22 protein-coding genes are annotated in these 17,673 nt (G+C 36.3%); 21 read left to right on the top strand and 1 reads right to left on the bottom strand.

Features of this window, described 5'->3' with window-relative positions:
• The first annotated feature begins 7 nt into the window (after nt 1-7).
• From prfA to ACI6PB_RS07990, 12 genes are all read left to right on the top strand, one after another.
• Nucleotides 8-1,105 (top strand): peptide chain release factor 1, encoded by a 1,098-nt coding sequence (gene prfA / locus ACI6PB_RS08045; RefSeq protein WP_025084791.1) that lies wholly within the window; start codon nt 8-10, stop codon nt 1,103-1,105.
• Nucleotides 1,083-1,931, top strand: coding sequence for a peptide chain release factor N(5)-glutamine methyltransferase (gene prmC, locus ACI6PB_RS08040; protein ID WP_025084790.1), 849 nt, complete (start codon nt 1,083-1,085; stop codon nt 1,929-1,931). The genes prfA and prmC overlap by 23 nt, the downstream gene beginning before the upstream one ends.
• Nucleotides 1,932-1,933: 2 nt before the next feature.
• Complete coding sequence (locus ACI6PB_RS08035; RefSeq protein ID WP_404277762.1) at nt 1,934-2,944, top strand: L-threonylcarbamoyladenylate synthase; 1,011 nt, start codon at nt 1,934-1,936, stop codon at nt 2,942-2,944.
• An 11-nt stretch (nt 2,945-2,955) separates the two neighbouring features.
• Nucleotides 2,956-3,585, top strand: coding sequence for a uracil phosphoribosyltransferase (upp, locus tag ACI6PB_RS08030; RefSeq protein WP_025084789.1), 630 nt, complete (start codon nt 2,956-2,958; stop codon nt 3,583-3,585).
• Between the two features lie 87 nt (nt 3,586-3,672).
• Nucleotides 3,673-4,383: a F0F1 ATP synthase subunit A gene (gene atpB, locus ACI6PB_RS08025; RefSeq protein ID WP_056955780.1), complete on the top strand. Its 711-nt coding sequence runs from the start codon at nt 3,673-3,675 to the stop codon at nt 4,381-4,383.
• 24 nt (nt 4,384-4,407) lie between these two features.
• Nucleotides 4,408-4,620, top strand: coding sequence for a F0F1 ATP synthase subunit C (gene atpE, locus ACI6PB_RS08020; protein ID WP_010020175.1), 213 nt, complete (start codon nt 4,408-4,410; stop codon nt 4,618-4,620).
• Nucleotides 4,621-4,699: 79 nt separating this feature from the next.
• Nucleotides 4,700-5,218, top strand: coding sequence for a F0F1 ATP synthase subunit B (atpF, locus tag ACI6PB_RS08015; RefSeq protein WP_404327254.1), 519 nt, complete (start codon nt 4,700-4,702; stop codon nt 5,216-5,218).
• Entirely contained in the window at nt 5,205-5,753 is a 549-nt protein-coding gene (atpH, locus tag ACI6PB_RS08010; RefSeq protein WP_056955781.1) for an ATP synthase F1 subunit delta, read from the top strand. Before atpF ends, atpH begins: the two co-directional genes overlap by 14 nt.
• Nucleotides 5,754-5,768: 15 nt before the next feature.
• Nucleotides 5,769-7,304 (top strand): F0F1 ATP synthase subunit alpha, encoded by a 1,536-nt coding sequence (gene atpA, locus ACI6PB_RS08005; RefSeq protein ID WP_025084787.1) that lies wholly within the window; start codon nt 5,769-5,771, stop codon nt 7,302-7,304.
• Nucleotides 7,305-7,321: 17 nt separating this feature from the next.
• Complete coding sequence (locus ACI6PB_RS08000; protein ID WP_025084786.1) at nt 7,322-8,239, top strand: F0F1 ATP synthase subunit gamma; 918 nt, start codon at nt 7,322-7,324, stop codon at nt 8,237-8,239.
• Nucleotides 8,240-8,259: 20 nt separating this feature from the next.
• Entirely contained in the window at nt 8,260-9,717 is a 1,458-nt protein-coding gene (atpD, locus tag ACI6PB_RS07995; protein ID WP_309510851.1) for a F0F1 ATP synthase subunit beta, read from the top strand.
• Nucleotides 9,718-9,734: 17 nt separating this feature from the next.
• Complete coding sequence (locus ACI6PB_RS07990) at nt 9,735-10,163, top strand: F0F1 ATP synthase subunit epsilon (protein WP_025084784.1); 429 nt, start codon at nt 9,735-9,737, stop codon at nt 10,161-10,163.
• 88 nt (nt 10,164-10,251) lie between these two features.
• Here the strand turns inward: ACI6PB_RS07990 and ACI6PB_RS07985 are convergent, their stop codons facing one another.
• On the bottom strand, nt 10,252-11,502 hold the full coding sequence (locus tag ACI6PB_RS07985) for an ISL3 family transposase (protein ID WP_056950777.1): 1,251 nt from the start codon (nt 11,500-11,502) through the stop codon (nt 10,252-10,254).
• Nucleotides 11,503-11,749: 247 nt separating this feature from the next.
• Between ACI6PB_RS07985 and ACI6PB_RS07980 the strand changes: the two genes are divergently transcribed.
• From ACI6PB_RS07980 to ACI6PB_RS07940, 9 genes are all read left to right on the top strand, one after another.
• On the top strand, nt 11,750-11,983 hold the full coding sequence (locus ACI6PB_RS07980; RefSeq protein WP_025085338.1) for a DUF1146 family protein: 234 nt from the start codon (nt 11,750-11,752) through the stop codon (nt 11,981-11,983).
• 24 nt (nt 11,984-12,007) lie between these two features.
• Nucleotides 12,008-13,330: a UDP-N-acetylglucosamine 1-carboxyvinyltransferase gene (murA, locus tag ACI6PB_RS07975; RefSeq protein ID WP_056955677.1), complete on the top strand. Its 1,323-nt coding sequence runs from the start codon at nt 12,008-12,010 to the stop codon at nt 13,328-13,330.
• Between the two features lie 105 nt (nt 13,331-13,435).
• Nucleotides 13,436-14,425 (top strand): rod shape-determining protein, encoded by a 990-nt coding sequence (locus ACI6PB_RS07970; RefSeq protein WP_404277760.1) that lies wholly within the window; start codon nt 13,436-13,438, stop codon nt 14,423-14,425.
• 8 nt (nt 14,426-14,433) lie between these two features.
• Entirely contained in the window at nt 14,434-14,616 is a 183-nt protein-coding gene (locus ACI6PB_RS07965) for a DNA-directed RNA polymerase subunit beta (RefSeq protein ID WP_056955678.1), read from the top strand.
• A gap of 1 nt (nt 14,617) precedes the next feature.
• The gene (gene yidD, locus ACI6PB_RS07960; RefSeq protein ID WP_404277758.1) at nt 14,618-14,911 is read left to right on the top strand and encodes a membrane protein insertion efficiency factor YidD; all 294 of its coding nucleotides are present in this window, start codon (nt 14,618-14,620) and stop codon (nt 14,909-14,911) included.
• 10 nt (nt 14,912-14,921) lie between these two features.
• Entirely contained in the window at nt 14,922-15,143 is a 222-nt protein-coding gene (locus tag ACI6PB_RS07955) for a DUF2969 family protein (RefSeq protein WP_056955679.1), read from the top strand.
• 11 nt (nt 15,144-15,154) lie between these two features.
• On the top strand, nt 15,155-16,354 hold the full coding sequence (locus ACI6PB_RS07950) for an FtsW/RodA/SpoVE family cell cycle protein (protein ID WP_025085335.1): 1,200 nt from the start codon (nt 15,155-15,157) through the stop codon (nt 16,352-16,354).
• Nucleotides 16,355-16,363: 9 nt separating this feature from the next.
• Entirely contained in the window at nt 16,364-16,660 is a 297-nt protein-coding gene (locus ACI6PB_RS07945) for a glycine cleavage system protein H (RefSeq protein WP_025085334.1), read from the top strand.
• 103 nt (nt 16,661-16,763) lie between these two features.
• The gene (locus tag ACI6PB_RS07940; RefSeq protein WP_054643446.1) at nt 16,764-17,621 is read left to right on the top strand and encodes a helix-turn-helix transcriptional regulator; all 858 of its coding nucleotides are present in this window, start codon (nt 16,764-16,766) and stop codon (nt 17,619-17,621) included.
• Nucleotides 17,622-17,673: the final 52 nt, after the last annotated feature.

The raw sequence follows: 17,673 nt of genomic DNA, 5'->3' as shown, positions 1-17,673 counted from the left end.
TGTTAAGTTGGATAAAATATTTGAACAACTAGAAACGTTGCTTGAAAGATATCAGGAGCTCCAAGAACTAATGAGTGACCCTGAAGTTATCAACGATACTAAGCGCTATATGGCTTACTCAAAAGAAGAAGCTGATATGCGTGATGTTGTTGCTGCTTTCAAGCGTTACAAAGAATTAAAGAAGAGTATCAGTGATAGCGATGAAATTTTACGTGAAACTGATGACCCAGAAATGACTGCAATGGCTAAAGAAGAAATGGATTCTTCTAAGAAGGAACTAGATGAGGTTGAACACAACATTACTCTATTGATGCTTCCTAAGGATCCTAATGATGATAAGAATATTATCATGGAAATTCGTGGTGCCGCCGGTGGTGATGAAGCTAGTTTGTTTGCAGCTGATTTATTGAGTATGTATAGTAAATATGCTGAAAAACAAGGCTGGAATTTTGATATCATCGATGAAACTGATACTGAGGTTGGCGGTTATAAAGATGTTGCTGTCATGATCACGGGTGACAGTGTTTATTCGAAATTGAAGTATGAGAACGGTGCTCACCGTGTTCAAAGAATTCCTTCTACAGAGTCACAAGGACGTGTTCATACTTCAACTGCTACTGTTGCAGTTATGCCTGAATATGATGAAGTTGATATTGATATTGATCCTAAAGACATTCGTACCGATGTTTATCGTTCATCTGGTGCCGGTGGTCAGCATATTAACAAGACTTCATCAGCTGTTCGTATGACCCATTTACCAACAGGTATTGTTGTTGCTATGCAAGATCAACGTTCACAACAACAAAACCGTCAAAAGGCTATGCAAATTTTGAAGTCTCGTGTTTATGATTACTATGAATCACAAAATCAAAGTGAATATGATGAAAAACGTAAGTCGGCTGTTGGTACAGGTGATCGTTCTGAACGTATCAGAACTTACAATTACCCTCAAAACCGTGTGACTGATCATCGTATTGGTTTATCTTTGAACAAATTAGATAGAATCATGAATGGCGATCTTGAAGAAATTATCGATGCCTTGATTGTTGACGATCAAACCAAGAAGTTGGAGCAAATTCAAAGTGGAGAAGCTAAGTTATTCTAACGCCCTGAAAAGGGCTTTTTTATTGTTAAAAGAGCAAAATAAATTCCCAGAAGATGCGCAGTACTTAATGGAAGAGTTGAGTGGCTTTAACTATACGCAATTGCAATTACATCGTAATGAGATCGTGCCCAATGATATTATGCATAAATTTCGTGATGGTGTTGTGAAGTTAGGGATGGACGTACCAGTTCAATATATTTTAGGATACGCATATTTCTTGAACCGCAATTTCACTGTTAATGAGAATGTTTTGATACCGAGACAAGATACTGAGGAAATGGTTCAAAAGATTATCGATGATCATAGTGCTAAGAATGAATCTATTTGTGATATTGGAACAGGGTCAGGGATAATTGCTATCAGTTTGGGAATAGCTTTTCCTGATGATGATATTTTAGCGACAGATATATCGGCAGAAGCACTTAAAGTGGCTCAATTGAATGCTGACAACTATCAAGCTAATAATGTTTATTTTCAACAGAGTGACCTATTCAAAGAAATCAAATCACAACAATTTGACGTGATTGTTTCCAATCCACCATATATTGCTGAAGACGAAAAAAAAGACATGGATCCAAGTGTTATTAAATATGAACCTGATTTAGCTTTATATGGAAGAGATAATGGTTTAGAATTCTATGAGAACATTGTAAAGGTAGTCGATAATTATCTTTCGGATCAGGGAACTCTCTATATGGAATTTGGATTTAAACAAAAAAATGCAATAAATCAAATTTTTTGTGATAATCTACCCAATTATGTTGTAGAATTTCATAAAGATATGAGTGGTAATTATCGATATCTAAAAGCTAAAAAGGAGATGTAGTATTGGAAACTGAGATACTCGAGAGTACACAGATTCAAGAAGCTGCAGATTTCTTAGCCGATGGACAGTTAGTGGCTTTTCCCACGGAAACTGTTTACGGCTTAGGAGCTGACGCAACAAGACCTGATGTAGTCAAAGAGGTTTATGCTGCTAAAGGACGTCCAAGTGATAATCCTTTGATAGTTCATGTTTCTGGACCAGAGATGGTTTGGGAATATGCAGACAACAGTTACAAACCATTGGCGGAAAAACTAATGAAAGCATTCTGGCCAGGTCCTTTGACAATTATTATGCCAATTCAACCGGGTAAACTTTCAAAAACTGTCACAGGTGGTTTAACAACTGCTGCCTTTCGTATGCCTAATAATGCAGCAACATTGAACCTTATCAAGACTTTTGGCAAACCAATTGTTGGTCCTTCTGCTAATACCAGTGGTAAACCAAGTCCAACTTTGGCTAAACATGTTTATCATGATTTACATGGTAAGATTGCAGCTGTTTTGGATGATGGACCAACCAAGATCGGTGTTGAGTCAACAGTAATTGATTTGTCTGTTGATGTACCAACTATTTTGAGACCAGGGATGATAACGGATAAGGACCTTTTGAAGGTCATTGACAACGTTAATAGTGATCACCATAAGGTCAAAGCCGGCGAGGTTCCAAAGGCACCAGGGATGAAATATAAGCATTATGCACCAAGTGCTCAAGTTATTATTGTTGATAATAAGAGTGACTTTAAACAAGCAATCGCACAATACCAGGCCAAAAATGTTCCAATGGGTGTCATGGCAGTGGATGAAATTTTGCAAGAAGTACCAGCTGGAATCAAGACCTTTTCACTAGGAAATGATGTCATTAGTGCTTCCAGGGATCTATTTGCTGGCTTACGCCAATTAGATGCTGATCATGTAAAATTCATTCTTGCTCAAGGATTTCCCGATGCAGATCACGGTGAGGCTTACAGCAATCGTTTGAATAAATCAGCGGGTAACGCACATTATAAAAACTAAGGAGACAGAAAATGTCTAAATTTACAGTATTGAACCACCCTTTAATTCAACACAAATTAACAATTATCAGAAATAAGAATACTGGTACAAAAGTATTCCGTGAAGTTGCTAATGAAATTGGTGAATTGATGGTTTATGAAATTACAAGAGACTTACCTTTAAAAGATGTTGTTGTTGAAACACCAATGGGCAAATCAACACAAAAAGTTCTTGCAGGTAAGAAACTTGCCGTTATTCCTATTTTGCGTGCTGGTTTAGGTATGGTTGATGGTGTTCTTGAATTGATCCCAGCTGCTAAAGTTGGTCATATCGGTATGTATCGTGATGAAGAAACTTTGAAACCACATGAATACTTTGTAAAACTTCCTAGTGATATTGATCAACGTGAATTATTCATTGTTGATCCAATGCTTGCTACAGGTGGTTCTGCTAACATGGCTATCGATGCATTGAAGAAGCGTGGTGCTAAACATATGCGTTTAGTTGTTTTAGTTGCTGCTCCTGAAGGTGTTAAAGCTGTTCAAGAAGCACATCCGGACGTTGATATCTATGCAGCTTCACTAGATGAAAAAATTACAGACAGTGGTTATATTTTCCCTGGATTAGGCGATGCTGGTGACAGATTATTTGGGACAAAATAACAATTTCATTGTTTGAATATATAAAATTTAGTGTTATTATTTTGTGGTATCAATTGTTTTCAATAAGCGAAGAAAGGAGGGTTATTATTGGATGATAAGTATAAGTTTATTGATTTCTTAGGGTTAAGATTCAATGTTGCAAATGACTTATCAGTTCTTATCTCTGCGATCCTTGTTTTCATTTTGGTCTTTGCATTATCTCGTAAGATCACAATGAGGCCAGGTAAGGCACAGAATGTACTTGAATGGATGATTGATTTTACTAATAGTATTGTAAAATCGGCAATGCCTGATGGGTCTGGTAGACGCTTTAACCTTTATGCGTTTGTATTATTCCTATTTATCTTTGTTTCAAACCAATTAGGATTAATTATTCAAGTAAAGGTTGGAGGTTTCACATACGTTAAGTCACCAACAACCAATCCACTAATTACAATGGGACTCGCTACGATTTCATTGTTGCTTTCACATTACTATGCTGTGAAGAAATTTGGATTTGGTGGTTACTTATCCAATTATGCGAGACCGGTAAAGTTCTTACTACCAATTAACCTTCTGGAAGAGTTTACAAACTTCCTAACATTGTCACTACGTCTTTACGGTAATATATTTGCCGGTGAAGTACTTCTTGCACTTATTGGAACTGTTGCAAAAAGCGTTGGCGCTGTTACATTCGTCGCAGCAATACCATTAGCCATGGTATGGCAAGGCTTTTCTGTATTTATTGGAGCCATCCAAGCGTATGTATTTACCACATTGTCTATGGTCTATATTTCACGTAAACTGGAACAAGAATAACTTTTATTGGAGGAATTTTTAATTATGAAAGATATTGCGGCAGCTCTTGCAGCTGGTATCGCTGCTCTTGGAGCATCAATCGGTAACGGACTTGTTATTTCAAAAACTCTTGAAGGTATGGCCCGTCAACCAGAAGTAGCTGATAAACTAAGAGGAACAATGTTCATTGGTGTTGGTCTTATCGAAGCTGTTCCTATCATTGCTATTGCTATTGCGTTCGTTATTCTTTTTGTCTAATACATATGATGAGTTGGCGATCAATAAAAAATCGCCTTTTTTATGTGTGTATTTATTTGATAGGAAGGAGTGAAGAATATTGGCAGGTTTATTAGTTTTCGGAGCCAATCAAGTAGCTTTGGGAGACATGCTTTTCGTTCTTGTTTCTTTCATCATTTTGGCACTTGCGGTTAAGCATTTTGCTTGGGGTCCAATCACAAAAATGATGGACGCCAGATCTGAAAAAATCACTGGTGACCTTGATTATGCGGATCAAGAACGTGCTCGTGCTAAAAAGTTGGCTCAGGAACGTGAAGATGCACTTAAAAATTCACGTGCTGAAGCAGTTGGAATCGTTAATAAGGCTAAGGAAAGTGGAGAGACTCAAAAGAAGTCTATCTTAACTGAAGCCCACGGCGAAGCTGAAGAAGTGAGACAAAGAGCTAAATCTGATGCTGATAAAGCTAAACAAGATGCTATGGCTGGAGCACAAAAAGACATAGCAAACTTATCTTTGGAAATTGCTTCTAAAGTTATTTCTAAAGAGCTTAATGCTGACGATCAAAAGTCACTAATCGACTCTTATATTAAGGAGTTGACGGTTAATGAAACTAAGTAATAAGCAAGTGGGAAAACGCTATACTAAGGCACTTTTCGAAGTTGCCGAAGAACAAAAGTCTGTAGAAGAAATGCTCGAAGATTTAAAAGCTTTGAAGCAAGTTTATGAGGAAAATCCTGGTTTAGGTTTTGCTCTAGCAGGCCGTTCTATTTCTCGCACTGAAAAGCTTAAGATCTTGGATACATTAAAGAGTCAATTTGGTTCTTTAATGCAGGATTTCTTAGGTTTAGTGTTTGATAACAATCGTATGGATTGTGTTATTGATATTGCTGATGCTTTCATCGAAAAGTACGATGAAGTTAATGGAATTGTTGAAGCAACAGTTACAACAGCAATTGAATTGGATCAAGCACAAACCGAGAATCTTGAATCCGTGATTAAAAAGAGATTTTCAGTAAATGAAGTAAATTTAACGAAAATAGTTGATTCAAATATCATTGGTGGCGTTATAATCCGTGTTGGAGACCAAGTTGTCGATGGTAGTGTTGTTAAGAGATTTAATGACATTAAGAACATGCTATTAGTTAATAATTAATTCGAGGTGAAAAGAATGAGCATCAAAACTGAAGAGATTAGTTCGCTGATCAAAGAACAGTTAAAGAACTATAAAAATGAACTCTCAGTTGATGAAGTAGGTACAGTTACATACGTCGGTGATGGTATTGCTCGTGCTAATGGCCTTGAAAATGCTATGGCTAGTGAATTACTTGAATTCCAAGACGGTACTTTTGGTGTGGCTCAAAACCTTGAAAGTGATGATGTTGGTATCATTATTTTAGGTAATTACGATAAAATCCGTGAAGGCGATACTGTTAAGAGAACAGGTCGTATCATGGAAGTTCCCGTCGGTGATGCGATGGTTGGACGTGTCGTTAATTCTTTGGGTCAACCTGTTGATGGTCTTGGAGAAATCAAGACTGACAAAACTAGACCTATTGAGTCACCTGCACCCGGTGTTATGCAACGTAAGTCAGTTTTCGAACCTCTTCAAACAGGTTTGAAGGCCGTTGACTCACTTGTTCCTATTGGTCGTGGTCAACGTGAGTTGATCATTGGTGACCGTAAAACTGGTAAAACATCAATTGCTATCGATACTATTCTTAATCAAAAAGATCAAGATATGATTTGTATCTATGTCGCAATTGGTCAAAAGGAATCAACAATTAGAGCCCAAGTTGAAACCTTAAGAAAGCATGGGGCAATGGATTACACAATCGTTGTTGAAGCTGGTCCTAGTCAACCAGCACCTATGCTTTACTTTGCACCATATTCTGGTGCTGCAATGGGTGAATATTTCATGTACAATGGCAAGCATGTTTTGATTGTCTATGATGATTTAAGCAAGCAAGCTAATGCCTACCGTGAAATTTCGCTATTGCTTCGTAGACCACCTGGGCGTGAAGCATATCCTGGTGATGTTTTCTACTTGCATTCACGTTTGCTAGAACGTGCTGCTAAGTTGAGTGACGATTTAGGTGGTGGTTCAATGACCGCTTTGCCTATCGTTGAAACACAAGCCGGTGATGTGTCAGCCTATATTCCAACTAACGTTATTTCTATCACTGATGGACAGATTTTCTTGAGTAGTGATATGTTCCACTCAGGTACACGTCCAGCTATCGATGCTGGTACATCTGTTTCTCGTGTTGGTGGAGATGCCCAAATTAAGGCTATGAAGAAGGTTGCTGGTACTTTACGTCTAGATCTTTCTTCATATCATGAATTGGAATCATTCGCTCAATTCGGTTCAGATCTTGATGAAGCTACAAAGGCAAAACTAGACCGTGGACGTCGTACAGAAGAAGTTCTAAAACAACCTGTACACTCTCCAGTTGCTGTTCAAAAACAAGTTTTGATTTTGTTTGCTTTGACAAGAGGATTCTTAGATAAAATCGCTGTTGACGATATCAAAGAATATGAAGCTTCGCTTTCTGAATATTTCGATGCAAACCATTCAGATCTTTTACAAACAATCAAAGAAAAAGGTACATTACCTGATGAAGATACCTTCAAGTCAGCTGTAAGTGAATTTACAGAAAACTTCTTGGCTTCTAAGTCAGATTCAGATAGTAAGCAAGAAAAATAATACAGGAGGTTTAAATAATGGCTGAGTCCCTTATGGATATTAAAAGAAGAATTTCTTCTACTAAGAAAACCGGTCAAATAACAAAGGCCATGCAAATGGTCTCTGGTGCTAAACTCTCTCGTATTGAAAAGAAATCTATTGCTTATCAATTGTATGAAAAAAAGGTTGAAGACATTGTTAGACATTTAACAGCTGCTGATGTGTTTAAAGAATTATCTGTTGCAGATGATTCCACTGATCCGTTGAGTTTAAACAGTCTTCTAAAAGTTCGTGAAGTCAAGAAGACTGCATATGTTGTCATTACAAGTGACCGTGGTCTTGTTGGTGGATACAATAGTAATATTTTAAAAGCGATGATGGATCTTTTCCAAAAGAAATATCATGGTGATAAAAGTAAATTTACTATCATTTCCCTAGGTGCAACTGGTACTGAATTTTTCAAAGCACGTGGCTTTGACGTTGCCTATGAATATACAGGATTACCTGATATTCCAACTGTTGAAGACATTACACCAATCATGAAAACAATTTTGCAAATGTATCAAGCTGAATTGTTTGATGAAATTGACATTTGTCATAATCATCACGTTAATTCATTAGTTTCGAAGTTTACAACTCAGAAACTTTTACCATTAACAGAACCTGATGATGTTACTGCTGAAGAACAACAAGTTGCTAGTGAATACATCACAGAACCAAACCCTAAAGCAGTTCTATCTGCAATTGTGCCTCAATATATTGAGTGTTTAGTTTTAGGAGCAATGATGGATGCAAAAACAGCAGAGCATGCTGCTTCTGTAACAGCTATGAAGAGTGCTAGTGATAATGCTGATGACCTTATTGCAGGTTTGTCACTACATTATAACCGTGCTCGTCAGGCTCAAATTACTACAGAGATCACTGAAATTATCGGTGGTGCTGCTGCACTTGAATAGTTTAGAAAGGAGCCAAATTAATGAGTAGCAAAGGTAAAGTTATTCAGGTAATCGGTCCGGTTGTCGATGTTGAGTTTCCTATTGATGGAGACTTGCCAGAAATCAACGACGCTTTGAAAGTTAAGAAAAGCGACGGATCAGAGATTACCCTTGAAGTTGCTCTAGAACTAGGTGATGGCGCCTTACGTGCTATTTCCATGAGTTCTACTGACGGACTTCAAAGAGGTGCTGAAGTTGTTAACACTGCCGGTCCTATTTCTGTACCAGTTGGTAAAGAAACATTGGGTCGTGTGTTTAATGTCTTAGGTGAATCAATCGATGGAGGTAAAGCATTTCCTGCTGACTTCCCAAGAAACAGTATTCACCGTTCAGCACCTGCTTATGATCAATTAAATACATCAACTGAAATTCTTGAAACAGGTATCAAAGTTATCGATCTACTTGAACCTTACGTTCGTGGTGGTAAAGTTGGTTTGTTCGGTGGTGCCGGTGTTGGTAAAACCGTTCTAATTCAAGAGTTAATCCATAATATTGCCGAAGAGCATGGTGGTATTTCAGTATTTACTGGTGTTGGTGAAAGAACACGTGAAGGTAATGACCTTTATTATGAAATGAAGGAATCCGGTGTTCTTGCTAAAACAGCCATGGTTTACGGTCAAATGAACGAATCACCTGGTGCTCGTATGCGTGTAGCCCTAACAGGCTTAACAATTGCTGAGTACTTCCGTGATGTTGAAGGACAAGATGTTCTATTGTTTATCGATAACATCTTTAGATTTACACAAGCTGGTTCAGAAGTTTCTGCCTTGCTTGGTCGTATGCCTTCAGCCGTTGGTTATCAACCAACATTGGCTACAGAAATGGGTCAATTGCAAGAAAGAATCACTTCTACAAAGAAGGGTTCAATTACTTCAATTCAAGCCGTTTATGTTCCTGCCGATGATTATACTGACCCTGCTCCTGCTACAACCTTCGCCCATTTGGATGCTACAACCAACTTGGAACGTAGATTGACACAACAGGGTATTTACCCAGCCGTTGATCCTTTGGCATCATCATCATCTGCTCTTGACCCCGATGTTGTTGGACAAGAACATTATGATGTTGCTACTGAGGTTCAAGAAGTTCTTCAAAGATATCATGAACTACAAGATATTATTTCTATCTTGGGTATGGATGAATTATCTGATGAAGAAAAGACTGTTGTTGCTCGTGCAAGACGTATTCAATTCTTCTTGTCACAAAACTTCAGTGTTGCTGAACAATTTACTGGTGTACCCGGATCTTATGTTCCTGTTGAAGAAACTGTTAAAGATTTCCGTGCTATCTTAGATGGTAAGTATGACGATGTTCCTGAAGATGCCTTCAATGGTGTTGGTGGAATTGATGATGTTCTTGCTAAGGCTAAGAAGATGGGCTGGACACCAGCTGATGAAGAAAACAACGATGACAACTCTACTGAAGCAGTTGCCAATTAACAGAAGGAGGAAATGATATGGCTGGTAATATTATGAAGGTCAATATTGTTACTCCTGATGGTGTTGTTTACGACCATCATGCAAAACTCGTTGTCTTGAGTACCATTGATGGTGAAATTGGTGTCATGGCACACCATGCCCCAATTATTGCCCCATTGGTCATTGATGAAGTTCGTGTCCGTCGTGTCGACAAGCCTCACCATGAAGACTCAATTGCTGTAAATGGCGGGTTCTTGGAGTTTAGTAATGATCTAGTATCGATCGTGGCTAATAGTGCCGAAAGAGCTAGAGATATTGATTTAAGACGTGCCAAATATGCTAAGCAAAGAGCTGAAAGTACTATCAAAGTTGCTGAAGAAAAACACAATATTGATGAGTTGGCTCGTGCACAAGTATCCTTACGTAAGGCTATTAATAGAATTAACGTAAGTTCACATCGTAATTAATATGTAATTAATAAAGACTGGCTCTTTGTCAAATCGTATTGATGAATAGTTTTTGTATAGAAGGCAACCTCATGTAGGTTGTCTTTTTTTATGCGCAAATGAGTCTTATTCTCTTAAGAAAATGGTCAAGATTTCTGAAGCCATAACTGATATGTTTGAGTTTTTTTATCTTTCCAATGGTCCCTTCAAGAGGACCATTGGAGTACGGCATTGTGCAACTATTCTTTACATAATTTAAATTCTTACGTAACGTTGAAATAGATGTATCCATAGCGGTATTATTCTTTTTATATCCATAGATGGTTTCTTTGAGTAATGATATATCGTGTTCATGTATCGCTTTCTGAATACCTTGATAAATATCATAAGTATTTTTAAAAACTGGTAGATTGTCAGTGGCTATATCAATAACGTTTCGCGTTGTAGTATATTCGTTGATTCCAAAAATATATTTTACTTTCTTGTCGTCTACATCTGCCTCAGGCAGATGATAGAGACGCCAATTAGACTTAAGTGCTTTATACAAACGGGAATGTTTATCATTTATTTTTTTAAGACAACTGATTCTAACTTGATCCAATGCCCGGCTACATAGCTGAACTATATGAAATCTATCAACTATTATTTGAGCATTGGGAAAAATTCTATGAATGACCGACTGATAATTAGCATTCAAATCAATAGAGACAGTCTTAACGGCTTGCCGTTCTGACAAGCTATAGTTATTTATAAAGTGTTCAATAACTGTTTTAGAGAGTCGATCATGAATCAGCTCAATTAGATGATGTGTTTGTGCATCAATAGCTATAAAAGTAAATATACCGTTAACTGAACGAAATTCATCAAAACACAGGTTTTTTGGAAGACAATCACATCTATTTGGTAATTTGGTATTGTCATATAAGACTCTGCTTACTGTATTTACTGATACTCCGATGATCTTAGCTATTGATGTTAAAGTAAAGGATTCCTTTGCCATAACGAATATTCTGTTTTGAACTTGTTTAGTCATAGTATGATTTTTGATTAATAAATCACTGTGGGCACCGCAGGTGCCACCACAGTTCTTACAAATATAACGTTGTTTATTGAGCATCAAATGATACTCAATACCGTTAAAACTGGCTAATCTAGCATTAGTTTTTCTTTTTCCATTTTTGACTAATGAATTTAAACCACATTGTGGACATCGATACAGTTTATAAGTTAAATCAGCGTTTACGATCTTTATATGCTTTATAACGCCACGATTTTTAATCGTAGCGTCCTTGACTGAAACATTACTTATATTATTGTCTTTTATATCGAGTGCACATAGTATAGAATTGTCTTGGGACATTATTGTTTTCTCCATGTTTGATTGGGTTTGGTCGCTTAAATCTTAACATGAGAACAGTGATGTTCTTTTTTTATTTTCTAGAGATTAAAAAACTGGTATTGATTATTCATCAATACCAGAAAGTATAGAACCAAAAGACTGAGGAGACTCAGTCTTTTTTTGTATTTTAAATTAAGTTAAAGTATTTGATATGGGCAAACGACATTATCGATAAAATGTTATTATCTAGAAAAGTGAGGTTTATAAAATGACAAATTTGGGAATAAATGCAATAATTACGCTTGTAAGCCATATCATTTTTATATGGATCAGTTTTAATATATTACAAGTGGTAGATTGGAAAAAGATATATAACAAAACCAATCCTAAAATGTTACAATTACTTGTAGCGTTTATTGCAATCGCTCTGGGTTACACTGTAAGCTCGTTTTTTATGAGTATATTTAGTCTGACTCAGAATATAGCCTTGTTTTTTAAATGATTCCAGGTTTTGGAGGAGAATATTGTGCAACAAATAATCGTAAATGGACCTACGCAATTAAAGGGAAATGTAAGAATTGAAGGTGCAAAGAATGCTGCCTTACCAATTTTGGCGGCGACTATCTTAGCATCAAAAGGAAAAACCTCTTTGACAAATATCCCTCCGTTATCAGATGTAATTACAATGTCCAAAGTATTAAAAGCTTTGAATGCTAATGTTTCATATGATGAAATTGATGAAGTTTTAACGGTTGATACGAGTGAAGGAACATCTACTACAGCTCCTGAAGACTTAGTTGATAAAATGCGTGCTTCAATTGTTGTTTTAGGTCCATTATTAGCTCGAAATAAAGAAGCTCATGTTGCTATGCCTGGTGGCTGTGCAATTGGTTCAAGACCAATAGATTTGCATATTAAGGGTCTTGAAGCAATGGGAGCTAAATTTAATCAAAATGGTGGTTACATCGATGCAAAAACTGATGGACTACATGGCGCTAATATTTATTTAGATTTTCCAAGTGTTGGTGCTACTCAAAATATTATGATGGCTGCAACTCTTGCTGATGGTGAAACGACTATCGATAATGCTGCTAGAGAGCCTGAGATTGTTGATTTGGCCAATGTTTTAAGTAAAATGGGTGCTGATGTCAGTGGAGCCGGTACTAATACGGTTCGTATCAACGGTGTATCCAGTTTACATGGTTGTGAACATTCAATTATGCAAGATAGAATTGAAGCTGGTACTTTTATGGTGGCTGCTGCAGTTACAAATGGTGATATTTTCATCAAGGATGCTGTAGCTGCACATAATCGTCCATTAATTTCTAAATTAATCGAAATGGGCGTTAAGATTGAGGAGAACGACGAAGGAATTCGTATTACTGGTTCTAATCAACTGAAACCAGTTGATGTTAAGACAATGCCTCATCCAGGTTTTCCAACTGACATGCAAGCTCAAATGACTTTGGCTCAATTGTTAAGTGTTGGAACAACTGTGATGACGGAGACAGTCTTTGAAAATAGATTTATGCATTTCCCAGAATTTGGGAAGATGAAGGCCGACTATAAGATTGAAGGTAATTCAGTTATTATGTTCGGACCTGCACAATTGAGTGGTGCTAATGTTGCCGCTACTGACCTACGTGCTGCTGCAGCGTTGGTACTAGCAGGATTAGTTGCTGAGGGAGAAACAAGAGTTTCTAACCTTCAATATTTGGATCGTGGATATTATCATTTTACTGAGAAGTTAAGAGACTTAGGTGCTAACATAAGACGTGTAGCAATCGATGAATCAGGTCGAGAAAGTTTAGTATTGAATACAATACCAAGTGTTACAAAATTGGCTTAAAGTTGACTTAAGGAAGTGGGATTTCCACTTTCTTTTTTTATTGGCAATTTAATGATTGAGCTGGTTATGATATACTTTTTGTGTTTAGATTTTGGAGGATATAGTATGTCGAAATATCTAGGAATTGATTTGGGTACAGCAAATGTACTTATTGATGTAAAAGGAGAGGGAATTGTTTTAAACGAGCCCTCTGTTGTAGCAATTAATACGAATAATAATGATGTCGTAGCAGTTGGTAAGGATGCTTATATGATGGTTGGTAGAACACCAGCTAATATTAAAGCTATCCGTCCGTTAAAAGACGGAGTAATAGCTGACTTTGATGTTACTGAAAAAATGCTTCAGTATTTCATTGATAAATTGAATATGAGAAGTCGCTTTGCTAAACCAACAATTATGATTTGTGCTCCTACTAATGTGACACCGGTGGAACAGAAATCTATTATTGAAGCTGCTGAACAAGCCGGTGGGGGAAAAGTTTATTTACAACTTGAACCTAAGGTTGCGGCTGTTGGTGCTGGACTTGATATTTTCAAACCACAAGGAAATATGGTTATTGATATCGGTGGTGGTACTAGTGATATTGCCGTTATTTCAATGGGAGATATCGTTACAAGCCGTTCATTACGTTTCGCGGGTGATAAGATGACAGGTGCCATTCAAGCCTTTGTGAAGCAAAATCATGGCCTTATTATTGGTGAAAGAACTGCTGAACAAATTAAGATGGAAATTGGTTGTGTCATGGATGCTGACGAGAGTAAGACCTTCTCTGCTAGCGGAATTGACGTTGTGACTGGATTACCTAAAGAAATTACGATTAATGAGTTAGAAGTTCAAAATGCCTTATCTGACGGAGTAGATCAAATTGTTGATGCTGCCAGAAATGTTTTGGAACAAACTCCTCCTGAATTGTCTGGAGATATTATTGATCGTGGTATTATGTTAACTGGTGGGGGAGCTTTGTTAAAGAATCTTGACAAGCTTCTTTCCGAAAAGTTACAAGTACCCGTACTTTTGACAGATAGTCCACTTGACTCGGTTGCCTTGGGTACTGGTGTTTTATTAGAGAATATCGAAAAACATAAAAAATACTAGGGTGAAAAATGAAAAGAGACTTTGGTAAAGAATATCGTCATGATATTTTTAAAAAAATAGGTTGGGTATTGTTATTAATGCTAATTTTTTTAGTTTTGGGTATGTTGATTGGATCAGCCTTAGGTGGTTCTAATCCGCTAGCCGTTTTATGGCCAGGAACCTGGATGCATATGTTCGATTTCCTAAAGTAATATGTTAAAAAAAATATTAATAGGAATCGTTAGATTTTATCAAAAATTCATATCTCCAGTGTTACCACCTAGTTGTCGATATTACCCGACGTGTTCATCTTATTTTATTGATGCGGTGAAAAAGCACGGTGGAATTTTAGGTACTGTTATGGGGATTGCAAGAATATTACGTTGTAATCCCTTTGTGCGTGGTGGGGTAGATCCCGTACCAGATAATTTCACTATTTTTAGAAATCCTCATCCGGAAAAATATGAAGATGAAATTATTGCAAAAAAATTTCATAACAAAGAATAGGAAAGATTCAATGTCTAGAAAAAAGAAATCAGTAGAAATTAATTTAAAAGATATCAGTAGTGATCCCGAAACTTATGAACTTTGGGATGGTAAACATTATATTGGAACGATTAAAAAGGATGCTGAACGTTATCTTTCTTTTGTAGAGAGTAACGATACTCCCTTTAAGTCGGTCAAACTTGACGATGCAATTAATGAATTGTTGATGCAATATAATTTACATAATCATTAATAGGTGTAGATATGCAAATAAGAAATGAAAATAAGAAGAACGACGTGGATTCAAGAATTGATTATGGAATAATCTTTTCCGTAATGATGTTGGCTATGATTGGATTGATGTCAATCTATGTAGCAACGATTCAAGATTCACAAAACCCATTGAAGAATGTGGTTTCACAAATAGTTTGGTATGCTATCGGTGCTGTCATAGTAGCAGTGGTGATGCAGTTTGATGCGGAACAGTTGTGGCAAGTAGCCACCTTGGCATATTTTGCGGGACTGGCGTTGCTGTTTTTAGTATTGATTTTTTACAGTCGCTCATATGCTGCAAGTACTGGTGCTAAGAGTTGGTTTGCTATTGGTTCCTTTACATTCCAGCCATCAGAAGTTATGAAACCAGCGTTTATTTTAATGCTGGGAAAAGTAATTACAAATCATAATAGTGAATATTCACATACCATCAAGAGTGATTTTATGTTGATTGGAAAGTTGTTCTTGTGGACATTGCCTGTTATGGTACTTTTGAAGTTACAGAATGACTTTGGTACTATCTTAGTTTTCGTAGCCATCTTAGGTGGAATGATTTTAGTTTCAGGTATTGATTGGAGAATCCTTTTAGTAGGATTCTTGATTGTAGCTGTTGTCGGTGGTACAGCCTTATTGTTTGCAACTACTGATTGGGGAAGAACTATTTTAGGTCATTTTGGTTTTAGATCTTATCAGTTTGCCCGAATTGATAGTTGGCGTGATCCTTCAGCCGATACTTCAGAAAATGGATATCAGATTTGGCAGAACATGAAGGCTATCGGTTCTGGACAATTATTTGGTAAAGGCTTCAACGTTTCTAATGTTTATGTACCAGTTCGTGAATCAGATATGATTTTCTCTGTTGTTGGTGAAAACTTTGGTTTCGTTGGTTCCTGTATTTTAATTCTCTTGTACTTTTTGTTGATTTATCAAATGGTTCAAGTGACTTTTGATACTAAGAATGAATTCTATGCTTACGTATCAACTGGTGTTATTATGATGATTTTATTCCACGTATTTGAAAATATTGGTATGAGTGTGGGTCTATTGCCATTGACTGGTATTCCGTTGCCATTTATTTCGCAAGGTGGATCTGCCTTATTAGGTAATATGATTGGTATTGGATTGATTATGTCAATGAGATTCCATCATAAGAGTTATATGTTTGAAAACGGTACTTTTAAACAAAGGTAGGAATTAATTATGAGTGATAAAAAGAATTATTTTTGGATAAAAAAGGGTGAGCATACAACTCGTATAGGTCTTACTAAAGAGGCTCAAGACACTTTAGGTGATGTCAAATATGTTGAATTACCTGATTTAGATTCTGATATAAAAAAAGGCGAATCTAGTGGCGAGATTGAAGCTCAAAAAGCTGTAGTAGAGCTTGAATCACCGGTTAGCGGCAAGATTGTCAAGGTTAATGATAAATTAAATGATAATCCTGAATTATTAAATGGTACTGAAAAAGATGCTTGGTTCTTTGAAGTAAATAATTAAATTTTTAAAATTTATCTTTTTATTGTTGCTTATTTCTTGCAACATTTTTTAATAACTGTTTAAATTATCCATGGAATTAATAAATGAATGGGGATAGTTTAGAATGAAAATCTTAGGTGAAAAGATTCGCCATTACAGAAAACTCAGAGGTATTTCTCAATCTGAGTTAGCTGATGGCATTTGTACGCAGGCAACTGTCAGCCTGATTGAAAAAAAAGACAAGATTCCAAGCATGGAAATTTTGGTTCGCATTTGTGAAAGACTGGGTATCACAATGAACCTTGTAATTGTTAATGACGATAGTCAAATTTATTCAATAATTAGTGATATTAAGAAATCATTCTATCAAGATGATTTCGATGGAATTAGTGATAAACTGGGTAAGCTTAATAACATCAATGTCAACAATAAACAAGAAATTAAGCTAATTCACTTCTTCCATGGTTTGATTGAATATGTCACAAGCAAGAATTACGACAAGGCAATTTTTGATTTCAATCGCGCAATGAATGTGAACATTGCTAATGTTGATATGTACGATATTTTAATCGACATATTTACAGCCAAAGCATACATCAATAAAAAGTCACTTGATGAAGCTAAAGTTTACTATGATCAAGCTAAAGACTTAATCAAGTCAAGCTTAGATAAAATCGGTGATGAAAATTACCATGATAGTATTTTGATTTATGCGAATATGTCTGACTTGTCATTAAAGTTGGATGAAAATCAAAAAGCTATGGAATATGCTAATGAAGGTATTTTCATTGCTAGAAAAGAACAAACTCTTTTCAAACTTGATGAAATGTATTGTTACTTAGCAGAGGCTGGCACACGTGAAGGTCAAAAGGCCGATGAAGATTATATTAAAGCATATGTAATCTCTAGCGTGAGTGAAGATAAAAGAGTATTTGAAAAATTAAAATCTAAAGTGAAAGATATGCATTTAAATATCTTTTAAAAAATAAATAATTTATTAAATTGGCTGTTCGTCAAATCAAGTTGATGGCGGT

Source organism: Companilactobacillus paralimentarius, assembly GCF_963227125.1.
In the GTDB taxonomy this organism is placed as follows: Bacteria; Bacillota; Bacilli; order Lactobacillales; family Lactobacillaceae; genus Companilactobacillus; species Companilactobacillus paralimentarius.
This window is presented reverse-complemented; position numbering and strand designations above follow the sequence as displayed.

Excerpts from the sequence above, each read along its gene's own strand:
- ACI6PB_RS08000 (WP_025084786.1), top strand. The coding sequence starts at position 7,322 with ATGGCTGAGTCCCTTATGGATATTAAAAGAAGAATTTCTTCTACTAAG.
- atpD (WP_309510851.1), top strand. The coding sequence starts at position 8,260 with ATGAGTAGCAAAGGTAAAGTTATTCAGGTAATCGGTCCGGTTGTCGAT.
- ACI6PB_RS07955 (WP_056955679.1), top strand. The coding sequence starts at position 14,922 with ATGTCTAGAAAAAAGAAATCAGTAGAAATTAATTTAAAAGATATCAGT.
- ACI6PB_RS07965 (WP_056955678.1), top strand. The coding sequence starts at position 14,434 with ATGAAAAGAGACTTTGGTAAAGAATATCGTCATGATATTTTTAAAAAA.
- atpE (WP_010020175.1), top strand. The coding sequence starts at position 4,408 with ATGAAAGATATTGCGGCAGCTCTTGCAGCTGGTATCGCTGCTCTTGGA.
- ACI6PB_RS07990 (WP_025084784.1), top strand. The coding sequence starts at position 9,735 with ATGGCTGGTAATATTATGAAGGTCAATATTGTTACTCCTGATGGTGTT.
- yidD (WP_404277758.1), top strand. The coding sequence starts at position 14,618 with ATGTTAAAAAAAATATTAATAGGAATCGTTAGATTTTATCAAAAATTC.
- upp (WP_025084789.1), top strand. The coding sequence starts at position 2,956 with ATGTCTAAATTTACAGTATTGAACCACCCTTTAATTCAACACAAATTA.
- atpA (WP_025084787.1), top strand. The coding sequence starts at position 5,769 with ATGAGCATCAAAACTGAAGAGATTAGTTCGCTGATCAAAGAACAGTTA.
- ACI6PB_RS07950 (WP_025085335.1), top strand. The coding sequence starts at position 15,155 with ATGCAAATAAGAAATGAAAATAAGAAGAACGACGTGGATTCAAGAATT.
- ACI6PB_RS07980 (WP_025085338.1), top strand. The coding sequence starts at position 11,750 with ATGACAAATTTGGGAATAAATGCAATAATTACGCTTGTAAGCCATATC.
- ACI6PB_RS07970 (WP_404277760.1), top strand. The coding sequence starts at position 13,436 with ATGTCGAAATATCTAGGAATTGATTTGGGTACAGCAAATGTACTTATT.
- ACI6PB_RS07985 (WP_056950777.1), bottom strand. The coding sequence starts at position 11,502 with ATGTCCCAAGACAATTCTATACTATGTGCACTCGATATAAAAGACAAT.
- atpH (WP_056955781.1), top strand. The coding sequence starts at position 5,205 with ATGAAACTAAGTAATAAGCAAGTGGGAAAACGCTATACTAAGGCACTT.
- ACI6PB_RS07945 (WP_025085334.1), top strand. The coding sequence starts at position 16,364 with ATGAGTGATAAAAAGAATTATTTTTGGATAAAAAAGGGTGAGCATACA.
- ACI6PB_RS07940 (WP_054643446.1), top strand. The coding sequence starts at position 16,764 with ATGAAAATCTTAGGTGAAAAGATTCGCCATTACAGAAAACTCAGAGGT.